General features: G+C 74.1%; 20 protein-coding genes. 10 read left to right on the top strand and 10 right to left on the bottom strand.

Going from position 1 to position 24,693, the window contains the following annotated elements; genetic code table 11:
* The first annotated feature begins 29 nt into the window (after positions 1–29).
* Both ACIGZJ_RS03320 and ACIGZJ_RS03315 read left to right on the top strand, forming a co-directional pair.
* Entirely contained in the window at positions 30–704 is a 675-nt protein-coding gene (locus ACIGZJ_RS03320) for a nitroreductase family protein (RefSeq protein ID WP_396455667.1), read from the top strand.
* A 64-nt stretch (positions 705–768) separates the two neighbouring features.
* On the top strand, positions 769–1,446 hold the full coding sequence (locus ACIGZJ_RS03315) for a GNAT family N-acetyltransferase (protein ID WP_396455666.1): 678 nt from the start codon (positions 769–771) through the stop codon (positions 1,444–1,446).
* Between the two features lie 47 nt (positions 1,447–1,493).
* Here the strand turns inward: ACIGZJ_RS03315 and ACIGZJ_RS03310 are convergent, their stop codons facing one another.
* The gene (locus ACIGZJ_RS03310; protein WP_396455665.1) at positions 1,494–2,450 is read right to left on the bottom strand and encodes an aldo/keto reductase; all 957 of its coding nucleotides are present in this window, start codon (positions 2,448–2,450) and stop codon (positions 1,494–1,496) included.
* A gap of 65 nt (positions 2,451–2,515) precedes the next feature.
* Positions 2,516–3,139 carry a GDSL-type esterase/lipase family protein gene (locus tag ACIGZJ_RS03305; RefSeq protein ID WP_396455664.1) on the bottom strand — a complete coding sequence of 208 codons (624 nt, stop codon included), beginning with the start codon at positions 3,137–3,139 and terminating at the stop codon, positions 2,516–2,518.
* Between the two features lie 231 nt (positions 3,140–3,370).
* Between ACIGZJ_RS03305 and ACIGZJ_RS03300 the strand changes: the two genes are divergently transcribed.
* Positions 3,371–4,882: a carbohydrate binding domain-containing protein gene (locus tag ACIGZJ_RS03300; protein WP_396455663.1), complete on the top strand. Its 1,512-nt coding sequence runs from the start codon at positions 3,371–3,373 to the stop codon at positions 4,880–4,882.
* Positions 4,883–4,962: 80 nt separating this feature from the next.
* On the opposite strand, the gene ACIGZJ_RS03295 is transcribed toward ACIGZJ_RS03300, so the two are convergent.
* Both ACIGZJ_RS03295 and ACIGZJ_RS03290 read right to left on the bottom strand, forming a co-directional pair.
* Complete coding sequence (locus ACIGZJ_RS03295) at positions 4,963–5,544, bottom strand: copper resistance CopC family protein (RefSeq protein WP_396455662.1); 582 nt, start codon at positions 5,542–5,544, stop codon at positions 4,963–4,965.
* On the bottom strand, positions 5,541–6,131 hold the full coding sequence (locus ACIGZJ_RS03290; RefSeq protein WP_392928083.1) for a hypothetical protein: 591 nt from the start codon (positions 6,129–6,131) through the stop codon (positions 5,541–5,543). Before ACIGZJ_RS03290 ends, ACIGZJ_RS03295 begins: the two co-directional genes overlap by 4 nt.
* Positions 6,132–6,480: 349 nt before the next feature.
* Between ACIGZJ_RS03290 and ACIGZJ_RS03285 the strand changes: the two genes are divergently transcribed.
* Positions 6,481–7,881 carry a PASTA domain-containing protein gene (locus ACIGZJ_RS03285; RefSeq protein ID WP_396455661.1) on the top strand — a complete coding sequence of 467 codons (1,401 nt, stop codon included), beginning with the start codon at positions 6,481–6,483 and terminating at the stop codon, positions 7,879–7,881.
* Positions 7,882–7,968: 87 nt separating this feature from the next.
* Here ACIGZJ_RS03285 and ACIGZJ_RS03280 read toward each other — a convergent pair whose 3' ends face one another.
* From ACIGZJ_RS03280 to ACIGZJ_RS03265, 4 genes are all read right to left on the bottom strand, one after another.
* Positions 7,969–10,770 (bottom strand): penicillin acylase family protein, encoded by a 2,802-nt coding sequence (locus ACIGZJ_RS03280; protein ID WP_396455660.1) that lies wholly within the window; start codon positions 10,768–10,770, stop codon positions 7,969–7,971.
* Positions 10,771–10,977: 207 nt separating this feature from the next.
* On the bottom strand, positions 10,978–12,498 hold the full coding sequence (locus tag ACIGZJ_RS03275; protein ID WP_396455659.1) for a nickel transporter: 1,521 nt from the start codon (positions 12,496–12,498) through the stop codon (positions 10,978–10,980).
* Complete coding sequence (locus ACIGZJ_RS03270; protein ID WP_396455658.1) at positions 12,495–13,814, bottom strand: tetratricopeptide repeat protein; 1,320 nt, start codon at positions 13,812–13,814, stop codon at positions 12,495–12,497. The genes ACIGZJ_RS03275 and ACIGZJ_RS03270 overlap by 4 nt, the downstream gene beginning before the upstream one ends.
* A gap of 82 nt (positions 13,815–13,896) precedes the next feature.
* Positions 13,897–15,348: a DUF4331 domain-containing protein gene (locus ACIGZJ_RS03265; protein ID WP_396455657.1), complete on the bottom strand. Its 1,452-nt coding sequence runs from the start codon at positions 15,346–15,348 to the stop codon at positions 13,897–13,899.
* A 409-nt stretch (positions 15,349–15,757) separates the two neighbouring features.
* On the opposite strand from ACIGZJ_RS03265, the gene ACIGZJ_RS03260 reads away from it, so the two are divergent.
* The 5 genes from ACIGZJ_RS03260 (at position 15,758) to ACIGZJ_RS03240 (ending at position 20,322) form a co-directional block, all read left to right on the top strand.
* A complete protein-coding gene (locus ACIGZJ_RS03260; RefSeq protein ID WP_396455656.1) occupies positions 15,758–16,414 on the top strand; it encodes a hypothetical protein in 657 nt (218 codons plus the stop codon).
* Between the two features lie 241 nt (positions 16,415–16,655).
* The gene (locus ACIGZJ_RS03255; RefSeq protein ID WP_396455655.1) at positions 16,656–17,861 is read left to right on the top strand and encodes a cytochrome P450; all 1,206 of its coding nucleotides are present in this window, start codon (positions 16,656–16,658) and stop codon (positions 17,859–17,861) included.
* Between the two features lie 68 nt (positions 17,862–17,929).
* On the top strand, positions 17,930–19,090 hold the full coding sequence (locus ACIGZJ_RS03250) for a type III polyketide synthase (RefSeq protein ID WP_396455654.1): 1,161 nt from the start codon (positions 17,930–17,932) through the stop codon (positions 19,088–19,090).
* Entirely contained in the window at positions 19,087–19,668 is a 582-nt protein-coding gene (locus ACIGZJ_RS03245; RefSeq protein ID WP_396455653.1) for an NUDIX hydrolase, read from the top strand. The genes ACIGZJ_RS03250 and ACIGZJ_RS03245 overlap by 4 nt, the downstream gene beginning before the upstream one ends.
* Positions 19,669–19,905: 237 nt before the next feature.
* Positions 19,906–20,322 (top strand): SHOCT domain-containing protein, encoded by a 417-nt coding sequence (locus ACIGZJ_RS03240; protein ID WP_396455752.1) that lies wholly within the window; start codon positions 19,906–19,908, stop codon positions 20,320–20,322.
* Positions 20,323–20,427: 105 nt separating this feature from the next.
* Here ACIGZJ_RS03240 and ACIGZJ_RS03235 read toward each other — a convergent pair whose 3' ends face one another.
* A complete protein-coding gene (locus ACIGZJ_RS03235; protein WP_396455652.1) occupies positions 20,428–22,881 on the bottom strand; it encodes a Tex family protein in 2,454 nt (817 codons plus the stop codon).
* 196 nt (positions 22,882–23,077) lie between these two features.
* Here ACIGZJ_RS03235 and ACIGZJ_RS03230 point away from each other — a divergent pair, with 196 nt between their 5' ends.
* Positions 23,078–23,461 carry a PPOX class F420-dependent oxidoreductase gene (locus ACIGZJ_RS03230; protein ID WP_396455651.1) on the top strand — a complete coding sequence of 128 codons (384 nt, stop codon included), beginning with the start codon at positions 23,078–23,080 and terminating at the stop codon, positions 23,459–23,461.
* On the opposite strand, the gene ACIGZJ_RS03225 is transcribed toward ACIGZJ_RS03230, so the two are convergent.
* On the bottom strand, positions 23,448–24,692 hold the full coding sequence (locus ACIGZJ_RS03225; protein WP_396455650.1) for an MFS transporter: 1,245 nt from the start codon (positions 24,690–24,692) through the stop codon (positions 23,448–23,450). The genes ACIGZJ_RS03230 and ACIGZJ_RS03225 overlap by 14 nt on opposite strands.
* Position 24,693: the final 1 nt, after the last annotated feature.

Here is a 24,693-nt window from a genome sequence, read left to right as displayed (position 1 = left end):
GCCGCCCGTCATGTGCTGTGCTGTCGGCCATGGTTGACAGTGCAGTGGCAGGGACGCCCCACCCGACCGTCCCGCTGAGCCCGATGACGGTGCCCGCCCACGAGGCCGAGGCGCGCAGCAGGTCCTTCCACGACGTGATGGCCCGGCGCCGGACCGTCCGCGACTACGCGACCCACCCGATCCCGGACGGCGTGGTCGAGTGGGCGATCCGCACCGCGAACACCGCGCCCAGCGGCGCGCACGTCCAGCCCTGGCGGTTCGTGGTGATCACCGACCCGGAGCGCAAGCGGCGGCTGCGGGAGGCCGCCGAGGCCGAGGAGCGCGAGTTCTACGCGCACCGGGCCTCCGAGGAGTGGCTGACCGCGCTGGCCCCGATCGGCACCGACTGGCGCAAGCCGTTCCTGGAGGACGCGCCCGCCGTGATCGTCGTCTTCGAGGTGCACAAGGGCCCGCACTCGCCGCGCCCGTACTACACCAAGGAGTCGGTGGGCATCGCGGTCGGACTGCTGCTCGCCTCGCTGCACCAGGCCGGGCTGGCCACGCTGACCCACACCCCGAGCCCGATGAAGTTCCTCAACGAGGTGTGCGAGCGCCCCGCCGAGGAGCGGGCCGCGTACGTGATCCCGGTCGGGTACCCGGCGCAGGGGGCGCGCGTGCCCGATCTTCGGCGCAAGGAGCTCGACGACGTCCTGGTGCGCCTCTGACGCGCCCGCGGCGGCGTCCGGTAATCGGTGGTGACCCGCCCTGGCGGCCGACATAATCGCTGGCATGAGTCACGTCATGCCGCTCTCCGGCGCAGAGGCCGGACAGTCCGGGCAGGCCCCCGGGCCCGGCGCCACCGAACCGCGCGGGGCCGCCGCCCGACCGCGCGCGGCCGCCGCCGAACCGCGCGAGGTCAGCGCCGGCCGGCCGCCCGAGCTGCTGGCGCTGGCCGGCGGGGTGTCGCTGCACCGCCGGGCCGGCCGGCACGCGGCCGCGCTCAACGCGGCCGTGCTGGCCGACCTCGACCATCTGCGGCCGTGGATGGAGTGGGCGGCCGAGGCGCCGAGCCCGGAGGTCACCGCCGAGCTGGTCGAGGCCGGCGCCGACGCGTGGGAGGCGGGCACCGACTTCATGTACCTGGCCGGCCTGGACGCCGTCCCGGGCAGCGTGGTCGGCGCGTTCGGGCTGCACGGCCGGATCGGCCCCGGCGCGCTGGAGCTCGGCTACTGGGTGGGCTTCGCGCACACCGGGCGGGGCATCGCCACCGCCGCCGCCCGGGCGCTCACCGCCGCGGCGCTCGAACTGCCCGGCGTCGAGCGGGTGGAGATCCACTGCGACGAGGCGAACGGCGCCAGCGCCGCCGTCCCCCGCAAGCTCGGCTACCGGCTCGACCGGGTGGTGGACGCGGCGGTCCGGGCGCCGGGCGAGACCGGCCGGAAGATGATCTGGGTCATGGAGCGCTGAGCCGGGCGCCGCGGAGGTGGGCCGCCACCCCCTCGGCGCCCGGTGGCTCAGTACCGCCCGCCGGTCGGCGCGGGCAGCGCGTCCAGCTCGGCGAGGTCGGCCGCGCCGAGGACCACCCCGGCCGCACCAGCGTTGTCCGCCAGGTAGCGCGGCGTCTTGGTGCCCGGAATCGGGAAGACGTACCGGCCCTGGGCCAGCACCCAGGCCAGCGCCACCTGCGCGGGCGTCGCGCCGACCCGGGCGGCGACCTCCTTCACCTTCTCCACCAGCGCCAGGTTGGCCGTCAGCGCCTCCTGCTGGAAGCGCGGCAGCGAGCGGCGGAAGTCGTCGGCGGGCAGCTCGTCCGCGGAGGAGATGCTGCCGGTGAGGAAGCCCCGCCCGAGCGGCGAGAACGGCAGGAAGGCGATGCCCTCCGCCTCGGTGTAGGGCAGCACCTCGGCCAGGGCGTCCCTGGTCCACAGCGACAGCTCCGACTGCACGGAGGCCACCGGGTGCACCGCCTGCGCCCGCCTGATCTCCTCGACGCCCACCTCGGAGAGGCCGATCCGGCGCGCCTTGCCCGCCGCGACCACCTCGGCGAGCGCGCCCCAGGTCTCCTCGATCGGCACCTCCGGGTCCACCCGGTGCAGCTGGTACAGGTCGACGTGGTCGGTGCCGAGGCGGCGCAGGCTCTCGTCGATCGAGCGCCGCACGTGCTCCGGCCGGCCGTTGTTCCCGACCCGCCGGCCGTCGGTGCCCGGCACCAGACCCACCTTGGTGGCGAGCACCGCGCGCTCCCGGTACGGGCCGGCCAGGGCCGCGCCGACCACCTCCTCGTTGCTGTACGGACCGTAGATGTCGGCGGTGTCGATCAGCGTGACGCCGAGGTCCAGCGCCTCCCTGATCACCTTCACCGAGGTCTCGTCGTCGCGGTTGTGCAGGTCGTAGGCCCAGGTCATCCCCATGCAGCCGAGGCCGACCACACCGGTCTCCGGACCCTGGCTGCCAAGCGTGCTGGTACGCATCTTCCGGTGCTCCTTCGTAGCGCGGATCAACAGGCATCAGCCTCCACCTTGGAGTGCACTCAAGGTCAAGCGCCGTCCTCCCGGAGCTCCCCGCCGGCCGCCCAGCGCCGCCAGCCGGCCCGCAGCACCAGCGCGGCGAGCCGCCCGTAGCCGCCCTCCCCGGGGTGCGCGCCGTCACCCGCCAGGGCCTCGGACACCCAGTCCCGGTCCGCGGCGAGCTCCCCGGTCACCCGGACGAAGGGCACCCCGCGCTCGGCGCAGAGCGCCGCGAGCGCGTCGGCGAGCCCCAGCAGCCGGCCCAGGTGCTCCTCGCCCCAGCAGACCACCGGCGGCGGCCCCACCACCAGCACCCCGAGGCCGCGCTCCCGCGCCCCGTCCAGCAGCGCGGCGAGGTTCTCCACGCACCGGTCCGGCGCCACCCGCGACCGGCCGTCCTCCAGCGAGGTGTCGTTGCTGCCGAACGAGACGACGAGCCGGTTGTCCGCATCGGGGAGGGTCCGCGCGTCGATCTCCCCCCAGCAGCGGCGCAGCACGTCCGCGGAGGTGTTCCGCCGGATGCCCAGGTTGAAGGCGGTGATGTCCCCGCCGACGGCCTGGAGGACCCGGCCGACCCAGCCGCGAAACTCCGGATCCCCGATGCCCTGGACGAAGGAGTCGCCGATGAAGCAGATGCGCAGGTCTCTGGTCATCGCGACACCGTAGGGCCATGTCGGGGCGGCGCGGGAACCTTAACCACTGTGTAAGACGGGCTGCGCCGCGCCTTTTGATGTCCCGTTAATGCTTGACGTGCACAGCTGGTCTAGTCCAGTTTGATGCTCAGCACCGCGCACCTCCCTTGCACCGGACATCACGCCCCCAGCCCCGCCGCCGCGCACCCCCACTCCCGCAGGCGGCGGGGCACCGTCCCGAGAGGCACCCCCATGCCACGCGCGCACCACCCCGCCACCACGCACCGCCGCCCCGCCGTCCGCACCAAGCTGCTCACCCTTGCCGCCGCCACCGCCCTGGCGGCCGGCGGGCTCGCCACCCTCGCCGGGAACGCCGGCGCGGCCGACGGCAACCTGCTCGCCAACCCCGGCCTGGAGAGCGGCTCGCTCGGCCCCTGGAGCTGTTCCGCCGGCACCGGCAGCGTGGTCAACGCCGGTGCGCACAGCGGCTCGTACGCGCTCAAGGGAGCCGTGAGCAGCGGCGACACCGCGCAGTGCGGCCAGAGCGTCGCCGTGCAGCCCAACACCAAGTACACCCTGAGCGCCTGGGTGCAGGGCCCGTACGTCTACCTCGGTGCGACCGGCAGCGGGGTCACCGACCCGGCCGTCTGGACGCCAGGCGGCACCGGCTGGCAGCAGCTGTCCACCACCTTCACCACCGGCCCGGCCACCACCAGCGTCACCGTGTACCTGCACGGCTGGTACGGGCAGGGCGGCTACCTCGCCGACGACGTCGCGCTCACCGGCCCGGGAGGCAACCCCAGTACCCCGCCGCCCACTTCGACCACGCCCACCGCCTCCCCCACCGCCACGCCGACCACCACGCCGACCACCACGCCGCCCGGCGTCGCCGTCCCGGTCGCCCCCTACATCGACATGGGCGCCTGGCCGACCCCGTCGATGCCCGCGATGGCCGCGGCCGGCAACCTGAAGTCCTTCACCATGGGCTTCGTGACCGGCGTCGGCTGCAAGGCCAGCTGGTTCAACGCCTATGACCCGCGCACCGGTTGGGCCAAGGACCAGGTGGACGCGCTGCGCGCGGCCGGCGGCGACGTGAAGGTGTCCTTCGGCGGCGCCAGCGGTACCGAACTCGCCGCCGCCTGCAGCACGGTGGACTCGCTCTTCGCCGAGTACGACGCCGTGGTCAAGGCCTACAACCTGCGCTTCGTCGACTTCGACATCGAGGGCGCCGCGATCGCCGACACCGCCGCCAACGACCGCCGGTCCGCCGCGCTCGCCAAGCTGCAGAAGGCCAACCCCGGGCTGAAGGTCTCCTTCACCCTGCCGGTGCTGCCCGAGGGCCTGACCTCCGAGGGCGTCGCCATCGTCCGCTCGGCCCGGGACGCCGGCGTGGACGTCAACCTGGTGAACATCATGGCGATGGACTACTACCGGATCGGCTCCGACTACGGCGACGCCGCCGTCCAGGCGGCCCAGGCGCTGTACGGGCAGCTCAAGGCGCTCTACCCGGCGAAGACCGACGCCCAGCTCTGGGCCATGGTCGGCGTCACCCCGATGATCGGGGAGAACGACGACCACCAGATCTACAACCAGGCGGACGCCCAGCAGTTGGTCGCCTTCGCCAAGCAGCACCACCTCGGCGAGCTGGCCTTCTGGGACGCCACCCGGGACGCCAACGCCTGCACCGGCGCGCTGTTCAAGTGCACCAACATCGCGCAGCAGCCGTACGAGTTCGCGAAGATCTTCGCCCAGTACGGCGGCTGACCGCCCCCGTTCCGTCGGCACCCGCCGTTCCGCGGGTGCCGACGGGCCGGCTGACCGGCGGACCGGAGGCCCGGCGGGGCTCAGCCCGAGCCGACCGGGTCGGCCGGGCGGTCGCGGCGCACCCGCGGGCGACGCAGCATCAGCAGGACGGCCCCCGGCAGCAGCACGGCGTCGACGCACAGCAGCAGCAGGTTCCAGACGCCGTCCATCGTGTGCTCGTGCGCCGACAGGCCGTCGTCCACCGGGGCGGCGGCGGGCCGGCCGACCGCCCCGGGCCCGACCGCGAAGGCGGTCGTGCCCGAGACGTCGCTGTCGCCGAACGTGAGCCGGTAGGTGACCAGGTACTCGCCGGGGGTCCTGATCCGGACCGGCGACACCACGCGGCGGCCGTCCACCCGCGCGGCGCCGTCGGTGACCGGCGACCCGTCCGGTCCGTTGACCTGGAGGTAGACCGACTGGGGGGCGAAGTCGTCCCCCGAGAAGGTCAGCGCCACCTCCTTGGGGGCATCGGCGACCGCACCGCCGTCGGCCGGGGTGGCGCCCGACAGCCGGACCGGCTCCCGGGCGCTGATCCAGGCCAGCGCGACGAGCAGCAGCACGGCGACGCCGACGCCGACGGCAACGGTGCGACGGAAGGACCGCAGCGATCCGGTGGCACTCACGCGGTGGCCGCGACCTCGTGCCGGTGGACGACGTGACGGCAGCTGCACGTCATCTCGGACAGCTCCTGGCGGCTCGGGCGCAGGTGGTAGTACATGCCGATCACCATCGGGATGAAGACGATGGTGTTGTAGAAGAGGTGCAGTTCGACTCGGGCGAAGACCAGCTGCAGCACCGAGGTGGGGGCGGCCTTCCCGAACAGGAAGTGGTGGGTCTGCGCCTGCAGCAACAGCAGCAGGTGCTCGATGTGGTGCCAGAACTGGATCACCAGCGCCACCGTCCACCAGGTGCGGCCGCGCCCCACGAAGCCCGGGCGCAGCAGGAACAGCCCGATGATCATGACGAGGGCGTAGCCGTAGTGCATCCACTCCGAGGTCACCAGCCAGGGGTACTGGTAGCCGAGAAGTCCCTTGGACTTCGGCACCGTCCAGCCGAGGCCCCATATCTGGTAGGCCTGGGTGAGGTGTTCGGCCCAGTGGCCGAGCACGATCACCATGAAGATGTTCAGTGCGGCGCGGTGCGAACCGTGGTTGAGCCGGTTCAGCGGACCGTGGGGGACGGTTCTCGACGACGCGCTCTGGGTGGTCATGATCTGGTTCTCCTACAACGGGAGGAGGGCAGGGGAGCAGGTGCGACACGCGGGGCGGCAGCGTGCAGCGACATCACCCGCGCGCGCCCAGCCTGATGCGTGGGGACCAGGATGGGCTTCTCCCAGACTGCTGTGATGACTTCCGCTGAAAACGGCTGGATCCCTCCCCCTGTTCGGCGGGCACGTTTCCGGTGAACTCCACGGCCCCGCCCGCTTGGTGACGAGTGCGGGGCCGATCGGTCACGGGCCGGACGCGGTTCGGGGAGCCGCGGTTCCGCCGCGCGGCGGCCGGGTACCGGGGGTGTGAACCGGCCCCCGTGGGAGGCGGGTTCGGGCTTATGGGGGGACCATGAGACTGTTCTGCCGCCTGTGCGGCACCCGTACGGACGGCGCCGAGCGGCTCGGGGTCCACTGTCCGGGCCCGCACTGCGGGACGGACCTGCGGGCGGGGCTGAACGCCGCCGTCCAGGCCTGGTGCGAGCCGGCCCGGCTGCTCGGTGAGGCCGGGTTCCCGGTGGTGGTGCGGCTGACCGTCCGCAACGCCGGGCAGGTGTCCACCGGCTACCTGCTGGAGCCGGTGGCGGAGGTCGAGGGGCGGCTGGAGTTCGACCGTGCGGAGCTGGCGGCGCCGCTGGCGCCCGACCACGTGCGGACGGTGGAGCTGCGCTACACCCCGCCCTTCGACCGGCTCGGCGCCGGGCTGGACATCGCCTCGCTGTTCGGGGTGCCGGGCGCCGACCTGGCCGGGCAGGTGCAGGGCGCCCGGAGCGACCGGTTCGGGGTGGCGCTGCGGGTGTCGGCGGTGTCCGCGGGACAGGGGGCGGCGTGCGCGGCGTTCGCTGTGGACGTCCCGGGCCGGATCGAACCCGACTGGGACGACCGTGATCAGGACGACCGCTCCCCGGACGACCAGGAGCGGCACGACCAGGGCCGGGACCAGGACCGCCGGGAGGACCGCCCCGGCCGCCGGCCCTCCCGCAACGGCCAGGGCGCCGCGCGCCGGCCCGGCGCCCCCGCCCCCGGCCACCACCCCGTCCAGGGCCCGCAGTACCGGCTGCCCCCGCGGCGCCGCGGCTGCGGCCCGGCGGCGGTGGTCGCCGGGGTGCTCGCCGTGCTGGTCGCCGTCGTCCTGGTGTTCGCGCTCGGCCGGGGGCTCGGCGGCACGGCCGCGCAGGGCTCGCCGACCACCCCGGCACCCACCGCCTCACCGGCGCCGTCCCCGTCCCCGTCGCAGTCGGGGTCCCCGTCCGCGACCGTCCCCCCGCGCTCCCCCTCTCCACCGCGCCCCTCGCCCTCGCGGTCCGCCTCGCCCTCGCGCTCGGCGTCCCCCTCCGCGAAGCAGGTGGCGGTGCCCGATCTGGTCGGCCTGGACCAGGTCGCCGCCGAACAGCGGCTCCTGGACCTCGGTTTCGCCGTCGACGGCGCCTACGTCGACAGTGGCGGCGTCCCGGAGCTGCGGATCATCGGCACCGACCCGAAGGCGGGCACCAGGGTCGCCCCCGGCAGCAAGGTGTTCCTGCGGATCTCGGACGGCCGGGCCACGGTCCCGGCGGTCGCCGGCCTCAGCCGGGCCGCCGCCGAGCAGGCCCTGAAGGCCGCCCACCTCACCAACGTCACGGTCTACAGCGAGGGCGTCGTCGGCACCCCCGAGGGCCAGGCCCTGCGCACCGACCCCGCCCAGGGCAGATCCGTACCACTCGGCACACCGGTCACCCTCTGGTACGCCGTCAAGCCCGCCAAACCCCGCTGAACCGAACCGTGGTGACGTGCTACCCGCCGGGCCCTGGCGGTCTGGGTGGGGCCCCGGGGTCCGGGGCCCCACCCGCGCGCTACGGGGTCAGCGGTGGGAGGTGAACTGGACCACCTGCTGGTAGGTCGGGCGGTTCTGCCAGGTGGTCTTGGGGTCGGTCACCCCGCCCAGCGGCCGCTGGATGACGGTGTCCGCGCACCACTGGTCACCGGCGGTGCAGTCCGCGTCGCCGGGGTACACCTGGGCCGGGGTCTGCGCGGCCGCCCGCTTCAGGGTGTCCAGCAGCACCGACCGGCAGGCCGCGAGGTCTCCCCCGCCGCAGAACGGCCTGGCCAGCGGGCTCGCCACCGGCTGGCCGAGGACGGACCGCAGGTCCTTGTCCAGGTAGCTCCACCAGCCGTACTGGAAGGCGGAACCCTTGTGCGGGATCGACTCGTTGGCGCTGGTCGACCCGCCGCCGGGGCCGGCCTGCCCGCCCGACGGGGACTCGTTGATCTGGAGCGCACCGGTCAGCGCGGCGAACAGCGTGTCCCCGAGGCCGGGCCGCATCACGCCCTCGGCCGCCAGCGGCCACCAGGCGTCCATGGTCCGGATCGCGACCGCGTCCGCGTAGGCGTGGCTGCCGGCCGAGGTCTCCCGGCGCTGGGCGCCGTGCGCCAGCCAGGTCTCCAGCTGCTGCACGGCCGTGGCGGTGGCCGGGTCGGTCACCGGGGCGCTGCGGATCACCTTCAGCAGCTCGGGCAGCACGTCCTCGGCCCGCAGGTCGGCCAGGGCGGCACTCTCCATCGCCTGGGTGAGGGTGACCCGGCTCGCCTTGCCGCCGTTCGCCAGCAGCGCCCTGACCCGGTCGTCCAACAGGTTGGCCCGGTGCACCGAGCCGTTGCCGAACCCGGCCGCGGTGTAGGCGTCGGCCTGCTTGTTGTTCCAGGAGACGTAGTAGTCCTGGTTGACCGACTGCGGGTGCCGGGCCGGCGGGGTGTACCGGGCGGTGTTCGCCGCCGGGTTGAAGTCGGCCCACTCGTAGGCCGGTTCGGCCCGCAACGGCAGCCCCGGGTCGACCCCGGCCGGGCGGACGGGGTTGCTGCCCGAGTTGTAGTACGCGGTGTCCCTGGAGTCCGCGTAGAACCAGTTGAACGTGTAGTTGATGTCCTGGGCGGCTCGCTGGAAGCTCGCCGCGTCGTGCACCGCGCCGGGGTCGTTGAGCTCCTGGAAACCGATGATGGAGTCGGCCTCGTGCCGGTAGGTGGAGCGCAGCGAGGCGAAGGCCACCGGGGCGCCGCCGACCGTTCCGCGCGCGGTGACCAGCCCGTAGTTGGACCGGTACATCACCAGGCTGTAGGAGCCGGCCGCGGTGGAGTCGGCCGTGGTCGGGGCCCAGGCGTTCTTCCGCTCCAGCCGGTCGAACGGCAGGCACTGCCCGTGCCACAGGTAGGAGTTGGCGGCGGTGGTGACCGGCGAGCCGTCGGTGGTGCAGAGCGGCACGGCGTAGGTGTCGGTGATGTCCTGGCCCGCGGAGGTGGCGCTCCAGGCGTAGTCCTGGCCGCGGCCGAGCTGCACGTAGAAGCTGAGGCCGGCGAACGCGGCGCCGCGGGCGCTGATGCCCGGGCCCTGGATCTCCTCCAGCATCAGCAGCTGCGGGGCGAAGTACCCGGTCTGCGGGCCGAAGACGGCGACGGGGTGGCCGTCGTCGGTGTGGCTCCCGGAGACCACCAGCGCGTTGGACATGCCGTGCCGGTCGCTGAGCAGCGCCCCGGGCAGGACGCCGGGAGCGGGCGTGCTGAGCTGGTTGGCGGAGCCGGTGGCGTCGTAGACCATCCGCTCGGGCACCACCGAGCCCTGGTCCGGGATCGCGGCGCCCTGCGGGCTGTCCGGCACCTGGGCGTAGGGGAAGGCCTGCCCGTCGTGCAGGGTCTGCACGGCCTCCGCGTCCTCGGCCTCGCGCAGCGACTTCCAGACGGCGTCGCCGGCCTCCTTGCCGTAGCGGGCCTCGGCGGCCGTCTTGACCTGGGCGGAGGAGAGTTCACCGCCGCCGCCGGAGCCGAACAGCGCGCCGACCACGGAGGCGAGGGCCACCAGGTCGGTGAGCTTGAAGGGTTCGATCGACCCCTCGTTGGTGATCGGGTTTATGTGTCCGGTCAGGTCGTACTCGCCGGGGAAGTAGCGGCCGTCGTAGGACTCCTTGACGTACTGGTTGATCCCCTCCAGGTAGGCCTTGGCGTCGTCGAGCGCCTGCCGGGCCCGGTCGCCCTGGGTGGCGATGGCGTCGATCTGCTGCTGGAGCTCCGCCTCGGTGTAGGGCGCGGCCTGCCAGAAGCTCTGCTCCAGCTGCCGGTTGGCCGCGGCGCCGCCCGCGAACCCGGACAGCTGGCCGCGCCCGACGTGCCGGAAGAGGTCCATCAGCCAGAGCCGGTCCTGGGCGGCGGCGTACCCCGCGCCGAACTCGGTGCCGTACCGGGTGGTGCCGGTGATGTGCGGGACTCCGGTGGCCTTGTCGCGGACGATGGCGACGTCGGAGCGCGGCCGGACGGTGCTCGCCACCTGGTCGGCGGGGACGCCGAAGGAGGCGTCGTTGAAGAAGCTGCGCAGTTGGGCCTCGGTGAGGCCCGGGTAGTTGGCCGCGAGGGCCGCGTACGGGCCGAGTTGGTCGTCGGTGTGGGCGGGGCGGGTGCCGAAGACCTTGTTCACCAGGATGTCGGCGAGGGTGGCGTTGCCGTTCTCGCCGGGAGGCAGGATGTCGAGGCAGCGGCCGCCGCAGTAGTCGGCGGCGGCCACCTGGCTGGGGGCCGGTGCGGCGGCGGGGGCCGGGGCGGCGGCGAGAGTGGCGGTGATGAGAAGGGCCGCCGAGAGTCCGGCGACCGGGAGCCTGAGCGCGTGGGGGCGTCGTTGCATGCCAGCTCCTCCGTGGAGGCTACGGGAAGTCGACCGTAGGACTGTTACTGGCCGGTTGACTAGGGGCGTGCATGTCATTTCCCGAGCGGAGTGCGGTATTTGACGGACCGCTGGGTCGCTTCCGAGCGGATGCCTGGTCCGCGCACCGGCCTGCGCCGGGCGCGGACCGCGCCGGCGCAGTCGGCACGCCCGGACCGGGCGGCGCGCTCACACCTGGGCGAGGCTTCGCAGCGCCAGGCCCACCCCCACCACCAGTACCACCGCGGCCGTGACCAGGCTGCCGTAGGGGGCGTACCGCCGCAGCGCGGGGAGGCGGCCCGCCGTACGGGCGGCGAGGCGGGTGCTGGTGCCGGAGAGCAGCAGGCCGGCGGCGGTCAGGGCGAGGGCCATGCCGAGGCCGTAGCCGAGGACCAGCAGGACGCCGAAGGCCGTCCGTCCCAGGGCCAACGCGCCGAGCAGGATCACCAGTGCGGACGGGCTGGGGACGAGGCCGCCGGCCAGGCCGACGCCGAGCAGCGGGAGCCTGCCGCCATGCCGGTGGTGGTGACCACCGTGACCGTGACCACCGTGATCGTGGCCGTGGCCGTGGCCGTGATCGTGGCCGTGACCGTGGCCGTGATCGTGACCGTGGCCGCGGCTGTGCCCGGTGAGCGTACGGGCCGCCGTGACGACCAGGCCGACGCCGATCGCCGCGATCAACGCACCGCCCGCCGCGCCGAGCCAGCCGAGCAGCCGCTCGCCGGCCAGGGTCATCGAGGCCGTCAGCGCCAACCCGGTGACCAGCACACCCGCCGTGTGGGTCACCGTCACGGTGGCCCCGACCGCGAGGGCGGCGCGCACCCCGCCCCTGCGCCGGGCCAGGCAGGCCGCGACGGCGAGCTTGGCGTGGCCGGGCAGGGCCGCATGGCCCGCGCCGAGCAGCAGGGCGAGGGCCAGGGCCAACAGGCCGACCGGGACGGTCAGGTCGGCCGTCGTCGCAAGCGAGGCCAACCGCCGTTCCAGCGCGGGGAAGAGGACCGGCTCCCCGGCCGGCGCCCCCGCCGACTCCCCCGGCACTGCCGCCGTCCGCCCGATGGGCTCCGGCACGGGGGCGGCCGCCTCCCCCGAGGGCTCGGTGCGCAGCGCCGCCGACACGACGGCCGGCGGGGCTCCGGTCAACTCTGCGGGGTAGTCGCGCAGTTCGTTGCTGACGCTGGCCGCCGGGACGTCCGAGGCGGCGAGCCGGACACGGTCGCCGCTCGCGCTGACCTCCTTCCAGCCCAGCCGTTCGCGGTCCGCCCCGGAGTCGAAGGCGACGGCGGCCGCGCGGCCGAGGTCGGCGCGGGCCCGCAGCGTGCAGCCGAGCCGTGCGGTGGGCAGGCCGGCGGCGCCCGGCCGGTACTCCAACCCGGATCCGGCGACGTCCCAGTCCACCGTCCGCCCGTCGACCGACCCCCGGGCCGCGCGGGCGAGTTCGGCGCAGCGGGCAGCAGCGCGGGCGGCGGCCTCGGCCGGGCCGATCCGGCCGTCGTGGTCGGTGTCGGTGGCGGCCTGCTCCTGCGCGGTGGGGATCTCGGCGGTGTCGACGACGACGGTGTCCTCGATCCGGTCGGGCAGCAGCCGCAGGCCGTCGTAGCGGTTGACGGTGAAGTTGCCCAGCGGGTGGGCCCGGGCGGCCGGCGCGGTGGCGGCGAGGGCGGCCAGCAGGGCGGCCGCGCAGGCGGCGGCCATGAGCGGTCGGCGGGTCATTCGCTTCCTTCGTCGAGCAGTGCGGCTGCCCGGGGCGCGTGGTACGGGGAGAACCGGGGGTTGCGGGTGAGGGCCTGGCGCAGGTGGCCGGCCGCCTCGGGGAGGCCGAGGGCGTGCTCGACGGCGCCGAGGTGGTAGTCGAAGGCGGTGCTGTGCCAGCCGGTCCGGGCGGCTTCGCGCAGGTGGCCGATGGCCTCCTCGTCGCGGCCGGCCCGGTGCAGGGCCCAGCCGAGGGCGTCGGCGACCAGCACGCTGTGTCGGGCGGCCCGTTCGCCGCGCAGCAGGGCGACGGCGGCCGCGGGGTCGCCGTGGTCGGCGAGGTAGAGACCAAGCTGCGGGTCGACCGGCCCGCCGGAGGCCGCGAGCAGCCGGGCCTCCGCCGCGAGGGCGGTCAGCGGCTGCTGCGCCGGCTGCCCGTCGGCGAGCAGCAACTCTGCGTACTCCAGCAGGAACTGGGGGGTCGGCGCGCGCTCGGTCAGCGAGCGGTAGCGCTGTGCCGCCTGTGCCGTCCGCCCCTGGGCGGCGAGCACCCGGGCGAGGCCGGCCTCGGCGCTCTGGTCGCCGGGGGCCGCGGCGAGGGCCCGGCGGTAGTGTTGCTCGGCGTCGTCGGTCCGGCCGGACTCCCAGGCGAGGTCGCCCAGCCGGTGCGCGCAGAAGGCCCGGTCGGCGGGGGTACTCGCGCTCTCCAGGGCGCGTTCGAGGGCGAGTCGGGCCTCCTCGGCGCGGCCGTGCGTCTCCAGGTCGTAGGCGGCCCTGGTGTAGCCGGCCACGGTGGGGGCGAGGTCGAGCAGGCGCTGGGCGGCGGCGGTGGCGGCGGGGTAGTCGCCGAGCTGGATCTCGGCGTCGGCGAGGACCGCGTAGCCGGCCGGCCGGTCCGGCGCCATCGCCGTCGCCTGTCGGCCGTAGTCCCCCGCCGCGCCGAACTCGTGTCGGGCGTTGGCGAGTTGCCCGAGGCCGGCGACCGCGTCGTAGTTGCGCTCGGGGCGGAGGCCGAGCGAGCGGTGCAGCGCCTGCTCGGCGGCGGCGAGGTCGGCCGCGTCCAGGGTGAGGCGGGAGCGGTCGAGCCTGGCCAGCGCCAACCGCGCCCAGGCGGAAGGGTCCTGGGGTTGCCGTTCGACGGCGGTGCGGGCCTCCTCCACCCGGTCGGCGGCACCGCTCACCGGGGGCGCCGCGCGGACCGGGCCGCCCGGTGCGGCCGCCCGCGGTCCGAGCGCGAGCAGCCCGCCCGCGCAGGCGAGCACCAGGCCGCCGGCCGCCAGGGCCCGCCCCACCCGGGCCCGCCGCGCCCAACGCGCCCTGCCCGCCGGTGTCTCCACCCTCGTCCCCACTCCTGCCCCACCCGTCTCGTCGGCTTCGGTCCCTACCGCCCGGCCCCTCGGCGCGGCCGCGCGTCCCCCGTCACGGCCCGGCGTGCGGGAGGTTGAGGTAGGGGAAGGCGTCCGCGGCCGGCTTGGGCTGCCAGTCGAAGGCGGGCGGCGGCAGCAGTCCGGCGGCGGAGCGCCCGCTCCAGGGCTCGCCCTCCAGCATGCGCAGCAGCGGCGGGTCGATGATGTCGTTGGGCCGCCGACCGTTGGGGTAGCCCTGGAGGTCTCCGCCGAGGACGCCGTCCGGGTGGGGCGAGGCGCTCACCGGGGTGGTGAGGTTGAGCCGCAGCTCGTCGGCCCAGACGACGGCGCGCGGGTCGGCGTCGGCGTTCATGGACGGGGCGGTGAGGTCGAGGCCGAAGCGCGCACCGTTGTCGCGTCCGATGCCGCCGAGGAACAGTGCCCGGATGTCCTCGCGCGGTCCGGACGGGGCGGCGAAGCCCTGGGCGTCCTGGATCCGGTGCGGGGGCGCCGGGTCGAGCGCGGCGTCGAGGAACGCCTGGTCGAGGTGGTCGTCGGCGGCGGCACGGGAGTTGAAGCGGTCCTCGGGGCCGCCGGGGGCGGAGTTGGCGGCGGAGGAGCCCCACAGGGCGAAGCAGATGTGCGGGTTGCCGAGCCGGGCGACCTGCCGGTACGTCGCCTGCTGGGTGCGCAGGTCGCGGGAGAGGTCGGCGCCCTCGCGCGAGACGGTGGACCAGACGCCGATCACCGGGTTGCGCTGCGGGTCGCCGTTGAGGGCGAGTTCACGCTTGGGCACCTGGAGGATCAGGCTGCTGACGTTGACCGCGGAGAGCGGGTTGGTGCCGGGCAGCGCGCCCGGGACGGGGCCGGCGGTGCCGAGCACGAAGAGCCCGAACACCCGGATGTCGGCGATGAACGACTCGGCGCTCTGGGTGGCGACGGTGCGCCCGCCGCCGGGCAGGGCGCGGGTGGCCTCCGTGCGCAGGGCGCCGTAGTCGGGCATCAGCGTGAGGCCGGTGTGGGTGGGCACGGCGACGCCGTCGGCGATGAGCGTCTCGGCAGCCCGGCCGGGGCGGATCCGCTCCAGGGTGTAGCGCTGGCGGAACAGCAGGCCCGGGTCGCGCAGCGAGCGGACCGGGGTGGCGGCGATCGGGCCGGCGCCGAAGGGGCGGCGGTCCTCGTTGCGGAAGGTCCAGCGGTAGGTGAGGTCCGGCACGCCGTTTCCGGTGGCGTCGACGTGGATCTCGTACCGGGCGCGGGTGGCGAAGGGGTAGTTGAGCGGTGCGGCGCCGGGCAGTTGGGCGGACTGGACGTCGACGATCAGGGTGACGGTGTCGGGGGCGTCCGGGCTGGTGAAGGCGTAGACGTCGGTGAGGTTGGCCGGCTGGTCCAGCGCGACGGACGGGGCGTCGAAGTGGCCGCCGGCCCGGCCGGTGCCGAGCAGCGGGCCGCCGAGCGCGGCGGCGGTCAGCAGGGTGGTCGCGGCGGTCAGGAAGCCGCGTCGCGAGGGCAGGGGGTTCCGCACAGGGCTCTCCAAGAGTCCGGGGGAAGGGGCAGGGGGCGGATCGATGAGCCGCGGGCCAACCTAGGGGGCCAAGCGATCTTGGTTCGCCCCCGCAGGGCCCTCCTCACCCGGATGTGTCCCGCTTTTCCCCCGCGCGGGGGAACTTGGCGAAAGCGGGCACATCCGTGCACTTACGATCCCTGTTGATCACAGCTCCCCCATCACCGGACCCGACCGTCCAGAAAGCTGACGATAAATCAGATCGCCTGCACGCCAAGGAGATTTGACCCCACGAGAGACACGTGCGGTCCACAGCCCGCCGCTTCACCGGCCCGTTCCTGCGGGCTCCACCGCCTCCCGGCCCGATCCGCCCCCCGCTTCCAGGCCCCTTGGGCCCTGGAATCCCACCCCCCGCTCCGAGGAGTCCACCATGCACCGCACCCTTCGCCGGCTCGCCGTCCTGGCCGCCGCCGGCACCCTGCTCGCCCCGGCCGCTTTCGCCACCAGCGCCTCCGCCTCCCCCGGGCGCACGGAGTCGGCCGCCACCACCCGCGCGGGCGGCGTCTACATCTCGCCCTGGGGCAGCGCCCACCTCGCCCTGAGCGAGGAGACCAGCAAGTGGATCGCCGAGGAGAACGTCACCGTCACCGCGATCGAGCCCTTCCGGATGGACGAGGACGGCAAGGGCGTCGAGATGCCGATCGGCTCGACCGCCGGCGACCACCTGGACGCGCAGGGCCGGATCTTCTACCCCGGCGGCCTCAAGCTCGCCCACCCGGGCTCCGGCCACACCTTCACCCTCATCCCGACGTACATCCGCGTGATGCCGACCCCGCTCTGGTCCTCGGGCCTCCAGGTGGACGGCACGGAGGTCTCGCCGGAGTTCCCGGTGGGCGACACCAGCTACGGCGAGGTCATCGCCAGCGGGCGGCCGACCTTCACCGGCTTCAAGCTGGACAAGCTGCCGTTCCACGTCACCCAGGACGCCTCCGACCTGATCTCCCAGTACACGAACCGCCCCGGCCCGAAGGCCGGCAGCGTCCTCGGCACCCTGACCCCGCGCTTCGACTACGTTCCCGCCGGCTGAGCCGCCGCCGGGCCCGCCCGCAGGATCCGGCGGGCGGGCCCGGACCCCAACTCCCGCCCGCCGCATGACGGATCAGCGAACAGACCACACGACATATCGCCTGACAATCAGGTATCTCCCTCGATCGAGCGAACTATCTGATCTGCCCGGATTTCCGCCCCCCGATGGGGGAACATCAGCACGTCCGCGCCCGAACGACCATCTGCTTCGGGCGGTACCGACTCCGGCCATTGGATAGCCCGTGACTACCTCCGCCCCCGTGTGGGACTGTCCCTTCAACCACACCGACGGCCTGGAGTTCGACCCCCTCCTGAAGCGACTGCTCACCGAGGACCCGATCGCCAGGATCCGGCTGCCGCACGGCGAGGGCGAGGCCTGGCTGGCCACCCGCTACGAGGACGTCCGTGTGGTCACCACCGACCGCCGCTTCAGCCGCGCCGCCGGCATCGGGCGCGACCTCCCCCGGATGACCCCGGCCCCGATCGCCCAGGTCGAGGCGATCAACCTGATGGACCCGCCCGCCCACAACCGGCTGCGCCGCCTGGTCGCCCAGGGCTTCACCAACCGCCAGGTCGAGCGGATGCGGCCGAAGACCCAGTCCATCGTCGACGGCTACCTCGACGAGATGACCGAGCACGGCTCCCCCGCCGACCTGGTCCGCCACCTCTCCAGCCGGCTCCCGATGACCACCATCTGCGAGCTGCTCGAAATCCCCGAGCCGGACCGCGCCGAACTCCGCGGCCACGCCGTCGCGATGATGTCCATGGGCCCGGGCAGCGGCGCGGGCCAGGTGGACGCCAAGGCCGCGCTGCGCGCCTACTTCTCGGAGCTGACGGCCGCCCGCCGCCGCGACCCGGGCGAGGACCTGATCAGCGCGCTCGCCACCGCCCGGGACGGCGCGGAGCTGCTGGACGACCAGGAGCTCGCCGTGATGGCCATGGTCCTGCTGGTCACCGGCCACGACACCAGCACCTACCAGCTCAGCAACATCACCTACACCCTACTGACCCACCCCGAGCAGCTGGCCAAGCTCCGCGCCGAGCCCGAGCAGCTGCCGCGCGCCCTGGAGGAGCTGCTCCGCTTCATCCCGTTCCGCCAGGGCGTCGGCATCGCCCGGGTCGCCACCGAGGACGTCGAGCTCGGCGGGGTCCTGATCCGGGCCGGCGAGGCCGTGCACGTCTCCTACCTGGCCGCCAACCGCGACGGGCGGATGTTCGAACGGCCCGACGAGCTGGACCTCGACCGCGGCACCGCCAACCACATGACCTTCGGCTACGGCACCCACCACTGCCCCGGCGCCCACCTCGCCCGGATGGAGCTCCAGGTCGCCATCGGCACCCTGCTGCGGCGCTTCCCCGGGCTGCGGCTCGCCGTCCCCGCCGAGGAGCTGGACTGGCAGACCGGCTCGATCTGGCGCTACCCCCGCACCCTGCCGGTCGCCTGGTGACAGCAGCGCAGCACCCGCCCGTCACCAGTCCGCCGCACCCGTAGGCCACGAGGGGTAGACCCGCACCCATGGCAACACTCTGCCGACCCGCCATCGCCGTACCCGAGCACGTCATCACCCTGGACGAGACCCTCGACCTGGCCCGCGGCCTGCATGCCGGCCACCCGCAACTCGCCCTGGCACTACGGCTTATCGAGAACACCGGGGTGCAGACCAGGCACCTGGTCCAGCCCATCGAGGAGACCTTGCGGCACCCGGGCTTCACCACCCGCAACGCCGTCTACGAGCGGGAGGCCAAGCAGCGCGTCCCCGAGGTGGTCGAACGCGCCCTCGGCTACGCCGAGTTGTCCACCCGGGACATCGACCTGATCGTTTACGTGTCCTGCACCGGCTTCATGATGCCCTCGCTGACCGCCTGGCTGATCAACACCATGGGCTTCCGCTCCGACACCCGCCAGGTGCCGATCGCCCAACTCGGCTGCGCCGCAGGGGGCGCGGCCGTCAACCGGGCCCACGACTTCTGCCGCGCCTACCCCGGCTCCAACGTCCTCATCGTGGCCTGCGAGTTCTGCTCGCTCTGCTACCAGCCGACCGACCTCGGCGTCGGCTCGCTGCTCTCCAACGGCCTGTTCGGGGACGCCGTCGCCGCCGCCGTCGTCCGCGGCCGGGGCGGCAGCGGCGTACACGTCGAGCGCAACGGCTCGCACCTCGTCCCCGGCACCGAGGACTGGATCTCGTACGGGGTCAAGGACACCGGGTTCCACTTCCAGCTCGACAAGCGCGTCCCCGGCACGATGGAGATGCTCGCCCCCGCCCTGCGCGAACTCGCCACCGCCCACAGCTGGGACATCTCGAGCCTGGGCTTCTACATCGTGCACGCCGGCGGCCCGCGCATCCTGGACGACCTCTGCCACTACCTCGACCTGGAGCCCGCGGCCTTCCGGTTCAGCCGCGCGACCCTCACCGAGCGCGGCAACATCGCCAGCGCCGTGGTGTTCGACGCGCTGGCCCGACTGTTCGAGGAGGGCGCCGTCACCGAGGGGGCGCAGGGGCTGATCGCCGGCTTCGGACCAGGCATCACCGCCGAGATCTCGCTGGGCACTTGGGCCGGTGCACCACTGGAGGCGGCCATCCCCCGGCGCCCGCGGGCGATCGAGACGGCCGAACTCACCCTGGCTCATCCGGCCGTCCCCCTGCTGCGCCCCACCGGCACTACGATCACCGAATGACCGATACCACGGACCGAACGGACACCACCGACAGAGCCGCCGAACTGGCCGCCCGCTTCCCCGCGTTGCACGCACCGCAGTACTGGGCGTGGGGCCGCTTCGACGCGCAGTTCTCCACCGCGCTGCCGCCGGACGAGCTGGTCACCAACATCCACCTGGTGGGCTTCACCGACGGACTGGTGGTGCTCTGCCGGGACGCCCGCGACCACTGGTTCCTGCCGGGCGGCACCCGGGAGAGCGGCGAGAGCGTCGACTCCTGCCTGGCCCGCGAGCTCCGCGAGGAGGCCGGCGCGCGACTGCTCGGCACGCCGGCCTGGCTCGGTGCACACCGGTGCGTGACGGACAACCCCGAGCCGTACCGGCCGTGGCAGCCGCACCCGGAGAAGGCCTGGCTCTGGGGCTGGGCCGATGTGGCGGTGGACTCCGCGCCGACCAACCCGGAGGACGGCGAGCAGGTCGTCGAGGTACGGGCGGTGGAGCCGGCCGAGGCGCAGCGGCTGCTGGTGGGCGGGCACGAGGCCTGGTGGGGCGAGCTGGTCGGGCTGGCGGTGGAGCTGCGCCGACGGGCCACCGGCTGAGCCGCTCCGACGCCGCTCCGACGCCACTGCGACGCCGGGCCCGCCCGCCGCCGCCCGCCCCTGCCGAAGCCCCGAAGCCCCCCGGTGTCGAGGGCGCGTCCACCGCGCTCTTCCCGGCAGGCCGCTCCGCACGCCTCTCGGCGGTGAAGATCACCAGAATGGCCGAGCACTGCACAGCAGTGTCCCATATGCGGTGATATGACTCGTCTGAAGCGCGTCAGCACCGACGGGAGCGTCATGGACAACTACCCGCTGCTCAACATTTTCTGGACGATGCTGGAGCTGTTCCTCTGGATCCTCTGGTTCTTCCTGCTTTTCAAGATCATCACGGACATCTTCCGCAGCCAGGACCTCAGCGGCTGGGGCCGGGCCGGCTGGCTGATCCTGGTGATCCTGGTGCCGCTGATCGGCGTCCTCGTCTACGTCATCGTGCGCGGCCAGTCGATGAGCGAGCGGGACGTCCAGCAGGCGCGGAAGAGCGAGGCCGCGTTCAAGGCCTACGTCCGGGAGGCGGCCACCGACGCACCGCCGGGCGGCGCCGGGGCGGCCGGACGCAGCCATGCGGACCAGCTGGCGAAGCTGGCCGAGCTGAAGGCGAGCGGCGCCATCACCGAGGCGGAGTACCAGCGGGCCAAGGAGAAGGTCCTGGCCTGAGGCGGCGACCGCGAAGCGGCGGGCCGGTGGACACGAAGTCCACCGGCCCGCCGTGCGTCCGCCGCCGTGCGTCTACCGCCAGGCGTCCACCGTCTGCCGCCCGGCTCAGCGCCGCCCGGAGCGGCGGTTGTCCGAGCCGCCCTGGCCGCCGCCCGAGAGCCCGGCCCGGCGCAACGCGTCCGCCATGGCGCTGTTGGCCGGCGCGGCCTGACCGCCCGAGCCGGCACCCGCACCGGACCCGCCCGAACCCCGCCGGTCCTGGCGCGGCGGACGGGCCTGCCGGGCGCCCTTGTCGCCGCCCCGGTCGCGGCCGCCGCCGCGCTCGCCGCCGCCCCGCTCGCCACCGCCCGGGCGGCCGACCTCGTCGTCCAGCCGCAGGGTCAGCCCGATCCGCTTGCGCGGCACGTCCACCGCGGTCACCCGGACGGTCACGATGTCGCCCGGCTTGACCACCTCGCGCGGGTCCTTGACGAAGTTCTTCGACAGCGCCGAGACGTGCACCAGGCCGTCCTGGTGGACGCCCACGTCCACGAAGGCCCCGAAGGCCGCGACGTTGGTGACCACGCCCTCCAGCACCATGCCGACCTCCAGGTCGCCGATCTTGTCGACGCCCTCCTTGAAGGTGGCGGTGCGGAACGCCGGGCGCGGGTCCCGGCCCGGCTTGTCCAGCTCGCCGAGGATGTCGGTGACGGTCGGGATGCCGAAGGTGTCGTCGGCGAAGTCCCCGGGCCGCAGCGCCCGCAGCGCACCGCTGTTGCCGATCAGCCCGCGCAGCTCGCCGCCGGTGGCGGCGAGGATCCGGCGCACCACCGGGTAGGCCTCGGGGTGCACGCTGGAGGCGTCCAGCGGGTCGTCGCCGTCCGGGATCCGCAGGAAGCCCGCGCACTGCTCGAAGGCCTTCGGGCCGAGCCGCGCGACGTCCTTGAGCGCCTTGCGGGTGCGGAACGGGCCGTTGGCGTCCCGGTGCGAAACGATGTTGTCGGCCAGCGTCCCGGTGATGCCGGAGACCCGGGTGAGCAGCGGCGCCGAGGCGGTGTTGACGTCCACGCCGACGGCGTTCACACAGTCCTCGACCACGGCGTCCAGCGAGCGGGAGAGCTTCAGCTCGCTGAGGTCGTGCTGGTACTGGCCGACGCCGATCGACTTGGGGTCGATCTTGACCAGTTCGGCCAGCGGGTCCTGCAGGCGGCGGGCGATGGAGACCGCGCCGCGGATCGAGACGTCCAGCTCCGGCAGCTCCTGCGAGGCGAACGCGGAGGCGGAGTACACCGAGGCGCCCGCCTCGCTGACCATCGCCTTGGTCAGCTTCAGCTCGGGGTGGCGCTTGATGAGGTCCTCGGCCAGCTTGTCGGTCTCCCGCGAGGCGGTGCCGTTGCCGATCGCGACCAGGTCCACCCCGTGCCGGGCCGCGAGCACGGCCAGGGTGTTGACCGAGGCGTCCCACTTGTTGGCGGGCTGGTGCGGGTAGATGGTCTCGTGGGCGACCACCTTGCCGGTGGCGTCCACCACGGCGACCTTCACGCCGGTGCGGAAGCCCGGGTCCAGGCCCATCGTGGCGCGGGTGCCGGCCGGGGCGGCGAGCAGCAGGTCGCGCAGGTTGGCCGCGAAGACCCGGACCGCCTCGTCCTCGGCCTCCTGGCGCAGCCGGGACCGCAGGTCGATGCCGAGCCGGACCAGGATCCGGGTGCGCCACGCCCAGCGGACGGTGTCACCGAGCCACCGGTCGGCCGGGCGGCCGTGGTCGGCGATGCCGAAGCGGGCGGCGATCCGCTGCTCGTAGTCGTTCGCGCCCGGGAGGTCGCCGCCGTCCTCGCCGTCGTACGGCGACAGGTCGAGGTCCAGCACCTCCTCCTTCTCGCCGCGCAGCAGCGCGAGGATCCGGTGCGAGGGGAGCCTGGTGTACGGCTCGGCGAAGTCGAAGTAGTCGGCGAACTTGGCGCCGTCCTGCTCCTTGCCGGAGCGGACCGTCGCGACGATCCGGCCGCGGCCCCACATCCGCTCGCGCAGCGAGCCGACCAGGTCGGCGTCCTCGCCGAAGCGCTCGACCAGGATCGAGCGGGCGCCCTCCAGTGCGGCGGCCTGGTCGGCGACGGACTCGTTCAGGTAGCCGGCGGCGAGGGTGGCCGGGTCCTGCGCCGGGTCGGCGAGCAGGGTGTCGGCGAGCGGCTCCAGGCCGGCCTCGCGGGCGATCTGCGCCTTGGTGCGCCGCTTGGGCTTGTACGGGAGGTAGATGTCCTCCAGCCGGGCCTTGGAGTCGGCGGCCAGCACCTGGGCGCGCAGCGCGTCGTCCAGCTTGCCCTGGGCCTCGATCGACTCCAGGACGGCGGTGCGGCGCTCCTCCAGCTCGCGCAGGTAGCGCAGCCGCTCCTCCAGGGTGCGCAGCTGGGTGTCGTCGAGCGAGCCGGTGACCTCCTTGCGGTAGCGGGCCACGAACGGCACGGTGGCGCCGCCGTCGAGCAGGTCGACGGCCGCCTTCACCTGCCCCTCGCGGACGCCCAGCTCCTCGGCGATCTTCCGTCCGATCGCCTGCTGGGCCTGCTGTTCGACTGGCGTGCTCACGAAGCCGGTCACCTTCTCCAGAGTTGCGTTCCCCGTACCCCCGCATTCTGGCACTGCCCGGCGACACCGCCGGGACGCCCCCGCGCAACCCGGGCGTGGCGCGCCGGGCATGCGGGCGGGGTGCGGGGGCTCGCTCCGGCGAGACTCCAGCGCCGCACTGTTCCGGCATCCGGTGGTCGTTCCTAGACTGCCGGGCATGGACGCCACGCAGTTGGAGCGGCTCGCCGCCGCCAAGTACCTGCTCGTCACCACCTACCGCAAGGACGGCACCGGCGTGCCCACCCCGGTCTGGGTGGTGCGCGACGGGGACGCGCTGGGCTTCACCACCGTCGCCGACTCCTGGAAGGTCAAGCGGATCCGCAACCGCCGGGACGTCCTGGTCGGCCCCTGCGACATCCGCGGCAACCTGCACGGCGAACAGGTCCCGGCCACCGCCGAACTCCTCGGCCCCGAGCGGACCGCCGCCTACCTGCCGCCGCTGCGCCGCAAGTACGGGCTGGTCGGCTCGATCACCCTGCTGGGCAACCGGCTGCGGCGCGGGGCGGCGGGCACGATCGGGGTACGGGTCACGCTGGGTTAGCCGGGGCCTCGGCCGGGCTCGCCGGGGCGGCCCTGTCCCCCGCCGGGGTGCCCTTGTCCCCCGCGACGGAGCGCCAGCGGATCCGGGTGGCGCAGACGGAGACCAGGGCCGCCGAGGCGGCCACCGCCGCCATGCCCCAGACCAGGCCGCTGCCGTCGGCGATGAAGCCGATCATCGCCGGACCGGCCAGCAGGCCCACCGTGCCGGTGGCGGCGACCAGCGCCAGGGCGTCCGAACCCTGGTGCGCCGCGGCCACGTAGATGCACGGGGTGGCGGCGGCCATCCCCAGCCCCACGCAGGCGAACCCGATCAGCGTCGGCACCACGCCGCCGACCAGCAGGGCGAGTGCCAGCCCGGCCCCGGCCACCGCGCCGCCGACCCGGACGATCCGGCCGTCGCCCCAGCGGCTGCGCCAGCCGTCGGCGAAGACCCGGGCCAGCACCATCATGACCGAGACGACGGCGATGCCCAGCGGGGCCAGACCCGACGAGGCGTGCACGACGTCCTGCAGGTAGAGCGTGGACCAGTCGTTCATGGCGCCCTCGGTCACGGTGCCGAAGACCATCGCGCCGCCCATCCACACCGTCACCCGGGAGGGCATGGTCAGCCTGCGGCGGCCCTTGGGCTCCTCCTGCCCGGCCTCGCCCGCCTCCTCGGTCTTTTGACCGTCCGTCAGGAGTCCGGGCCGGGCGAAGCCGATCAGTAGCAGCAGAAGGCCCGCGGCCACCCCGAAGTGCACCCCCAGCGCCGGGGTGAGGGTGTTGACGCCGGAGGCCAGCAGTGCGGCCAGCAGCGCCCCGCCGCTGAACGTCGCATGGAACCTGGACATCGCGGTCCGCTCGTACCGGACCTCCAACGCGGCCCCCTGCGCGTTCATCGCGACGTTCAGGCACCCGACGGCGACGCCGTCGAAGCACACCACCGCCAGCGCGACCGGGTAGTTCGGCGCCAGCGCCAGCGCGGGCAGCACCAGGCCCAGACAGAGCGCCGAGACGAACGACAGGCCCCGCGAGCCGAGCCGCCTCATCAGCGTCGCCACCAGCGGGAAGGAGGCGGCCGCGCCCGCGCCGCAGACCATCAGCAGCAGGCCCAGCTCCGCCTCGCTCAGGTCGAGCCGGGCCTTCAGTGCGGGAAGCCGCGAGACCCACGTCCCGTACTGGAACCCGAGGAAGCAGAACAGCGCCGCGATCGCCACCTGGGCTCTGCGGAAGTCGTCGCGAACGCGGAACATG

Origin of the sequence: Kitasatospora sp. NPDC052868 (assembly GCF_044547105.1) — a bacterium.
In the GTDB taxonomy this organism is placed as follows: domain Bacteria; phylum Actinomycetota; class Actinomycetes; order Streptomycetales; family Streptomycetaceae; genus Kitasatospora.
This window is presented reverse-complemented; position numbering and strand designations above follow the sequence as displayed.

Coding starts and splice junctions, on each gene's coding strand:
- ACIGZJ_RS03225 (WP_396455650.1), bottom strand. CDS start 24,692: ATGTTCCGCGTTCGCGACGACTTCCGCAGAGCCCAGGTGGCGATCGCG.
- ACIGZJ_RS03320 (WP_396455667.1), top strand. CDS start 30: ATGGTTGACAGTGCAGTGGCAGGGACGCCCCACCCGACCGTCCCGCTG.
- ACIGZJ_RS03315 (WP_396455666.1), top strand. CDS start 769: ATGAGTCACGTCATGCCGCTCTCCGGCGCAGAGGCCGGACAGTCCGGG.
- ACIGZJ_RS03275 (WP_396455659.1), bottom strand. CDS start 12,498: ATGACCCGCCGACCGCTCATGGCCGCCGCCTGCGCGGCCGCCCTGCTG.
- ACIGZJ_RS03310 (WP_396455665.1), bottom strand. CDS start 2,450: ATGCGTACCAGCACGCTTGGCAGCCAGGGTCCGGAGACCGGTGTGGTC.
- ACIGZJ_RS03250 (WP_396455654.1), top strand. CDS start 17,930: ATGGCAACACTCTGCCGACCCGCCATCGCCGTACCCGAGCACGTCATC.
- ACIGZJ_RS03285 (WP_396455661.1), top strand. CDS start 6,481: ATGAGACTGTTCTGCCGCCTGTGCGGCACCCGTACGGACGGCGCCGAG.
- ACIGZJ_RS03230 (WP_396455651.1), top strand. CDS start 23,078: ATGGACGCCACGCAGTTGGAGCGGCTCGCCGCCGCCAAGTACCTGCTC.
- ACIGZJ_RS03245 (WP_396455653.1), top strand. CDS start 19,087: ATGACCGATACCACGGACCGAACGGACACCACCGACAGAGCCGCCGAA.
- ACIGZJ_RS03240 (WP_396455752.1), top strand. CDS start 19,906: ATGGACAACTACCCGCTGCTCAACATTTTCTGGACGATGCTGGAGCTG.
- ACIGZJ_RS03280 (WP_396455660.1), bottom strand. CDS start 10,770: ATGCAACGACGCCCCCACGCGCTCAGGCTCCCGGTCGCCGGACTCTCG.
- ACIGZJ_RS03290 (WP_392928083.1), bottom strand. CDS start 6,131: ATGACCACCCAGAGCGCGTCGTCGAGAACCGTCCCCCACGGTCCGCTG.
- ACIGZJ_RS03300 (WP_396455663.1), top strand. CDS start 3,371: ATGCCACGCGCGCACCACCCCGCCACCACGCACCGCCGCCCCGCCGTC.
- ACIGZJ_RS03260 (WP_396455656.1), top strand. CDS start 15,758: ATGCACCGCACCCTTCGCCGGCTCGCCGTCCTGGCCGCCGCCGGCACC.
- ACIGZJ_RS03305 (WP_396455664.1), bottom strand. CDS start 3,139: ATGACCAGAGACCTGCGCATCTGCTTCATCGGCGACTCCTTCGTCCAG.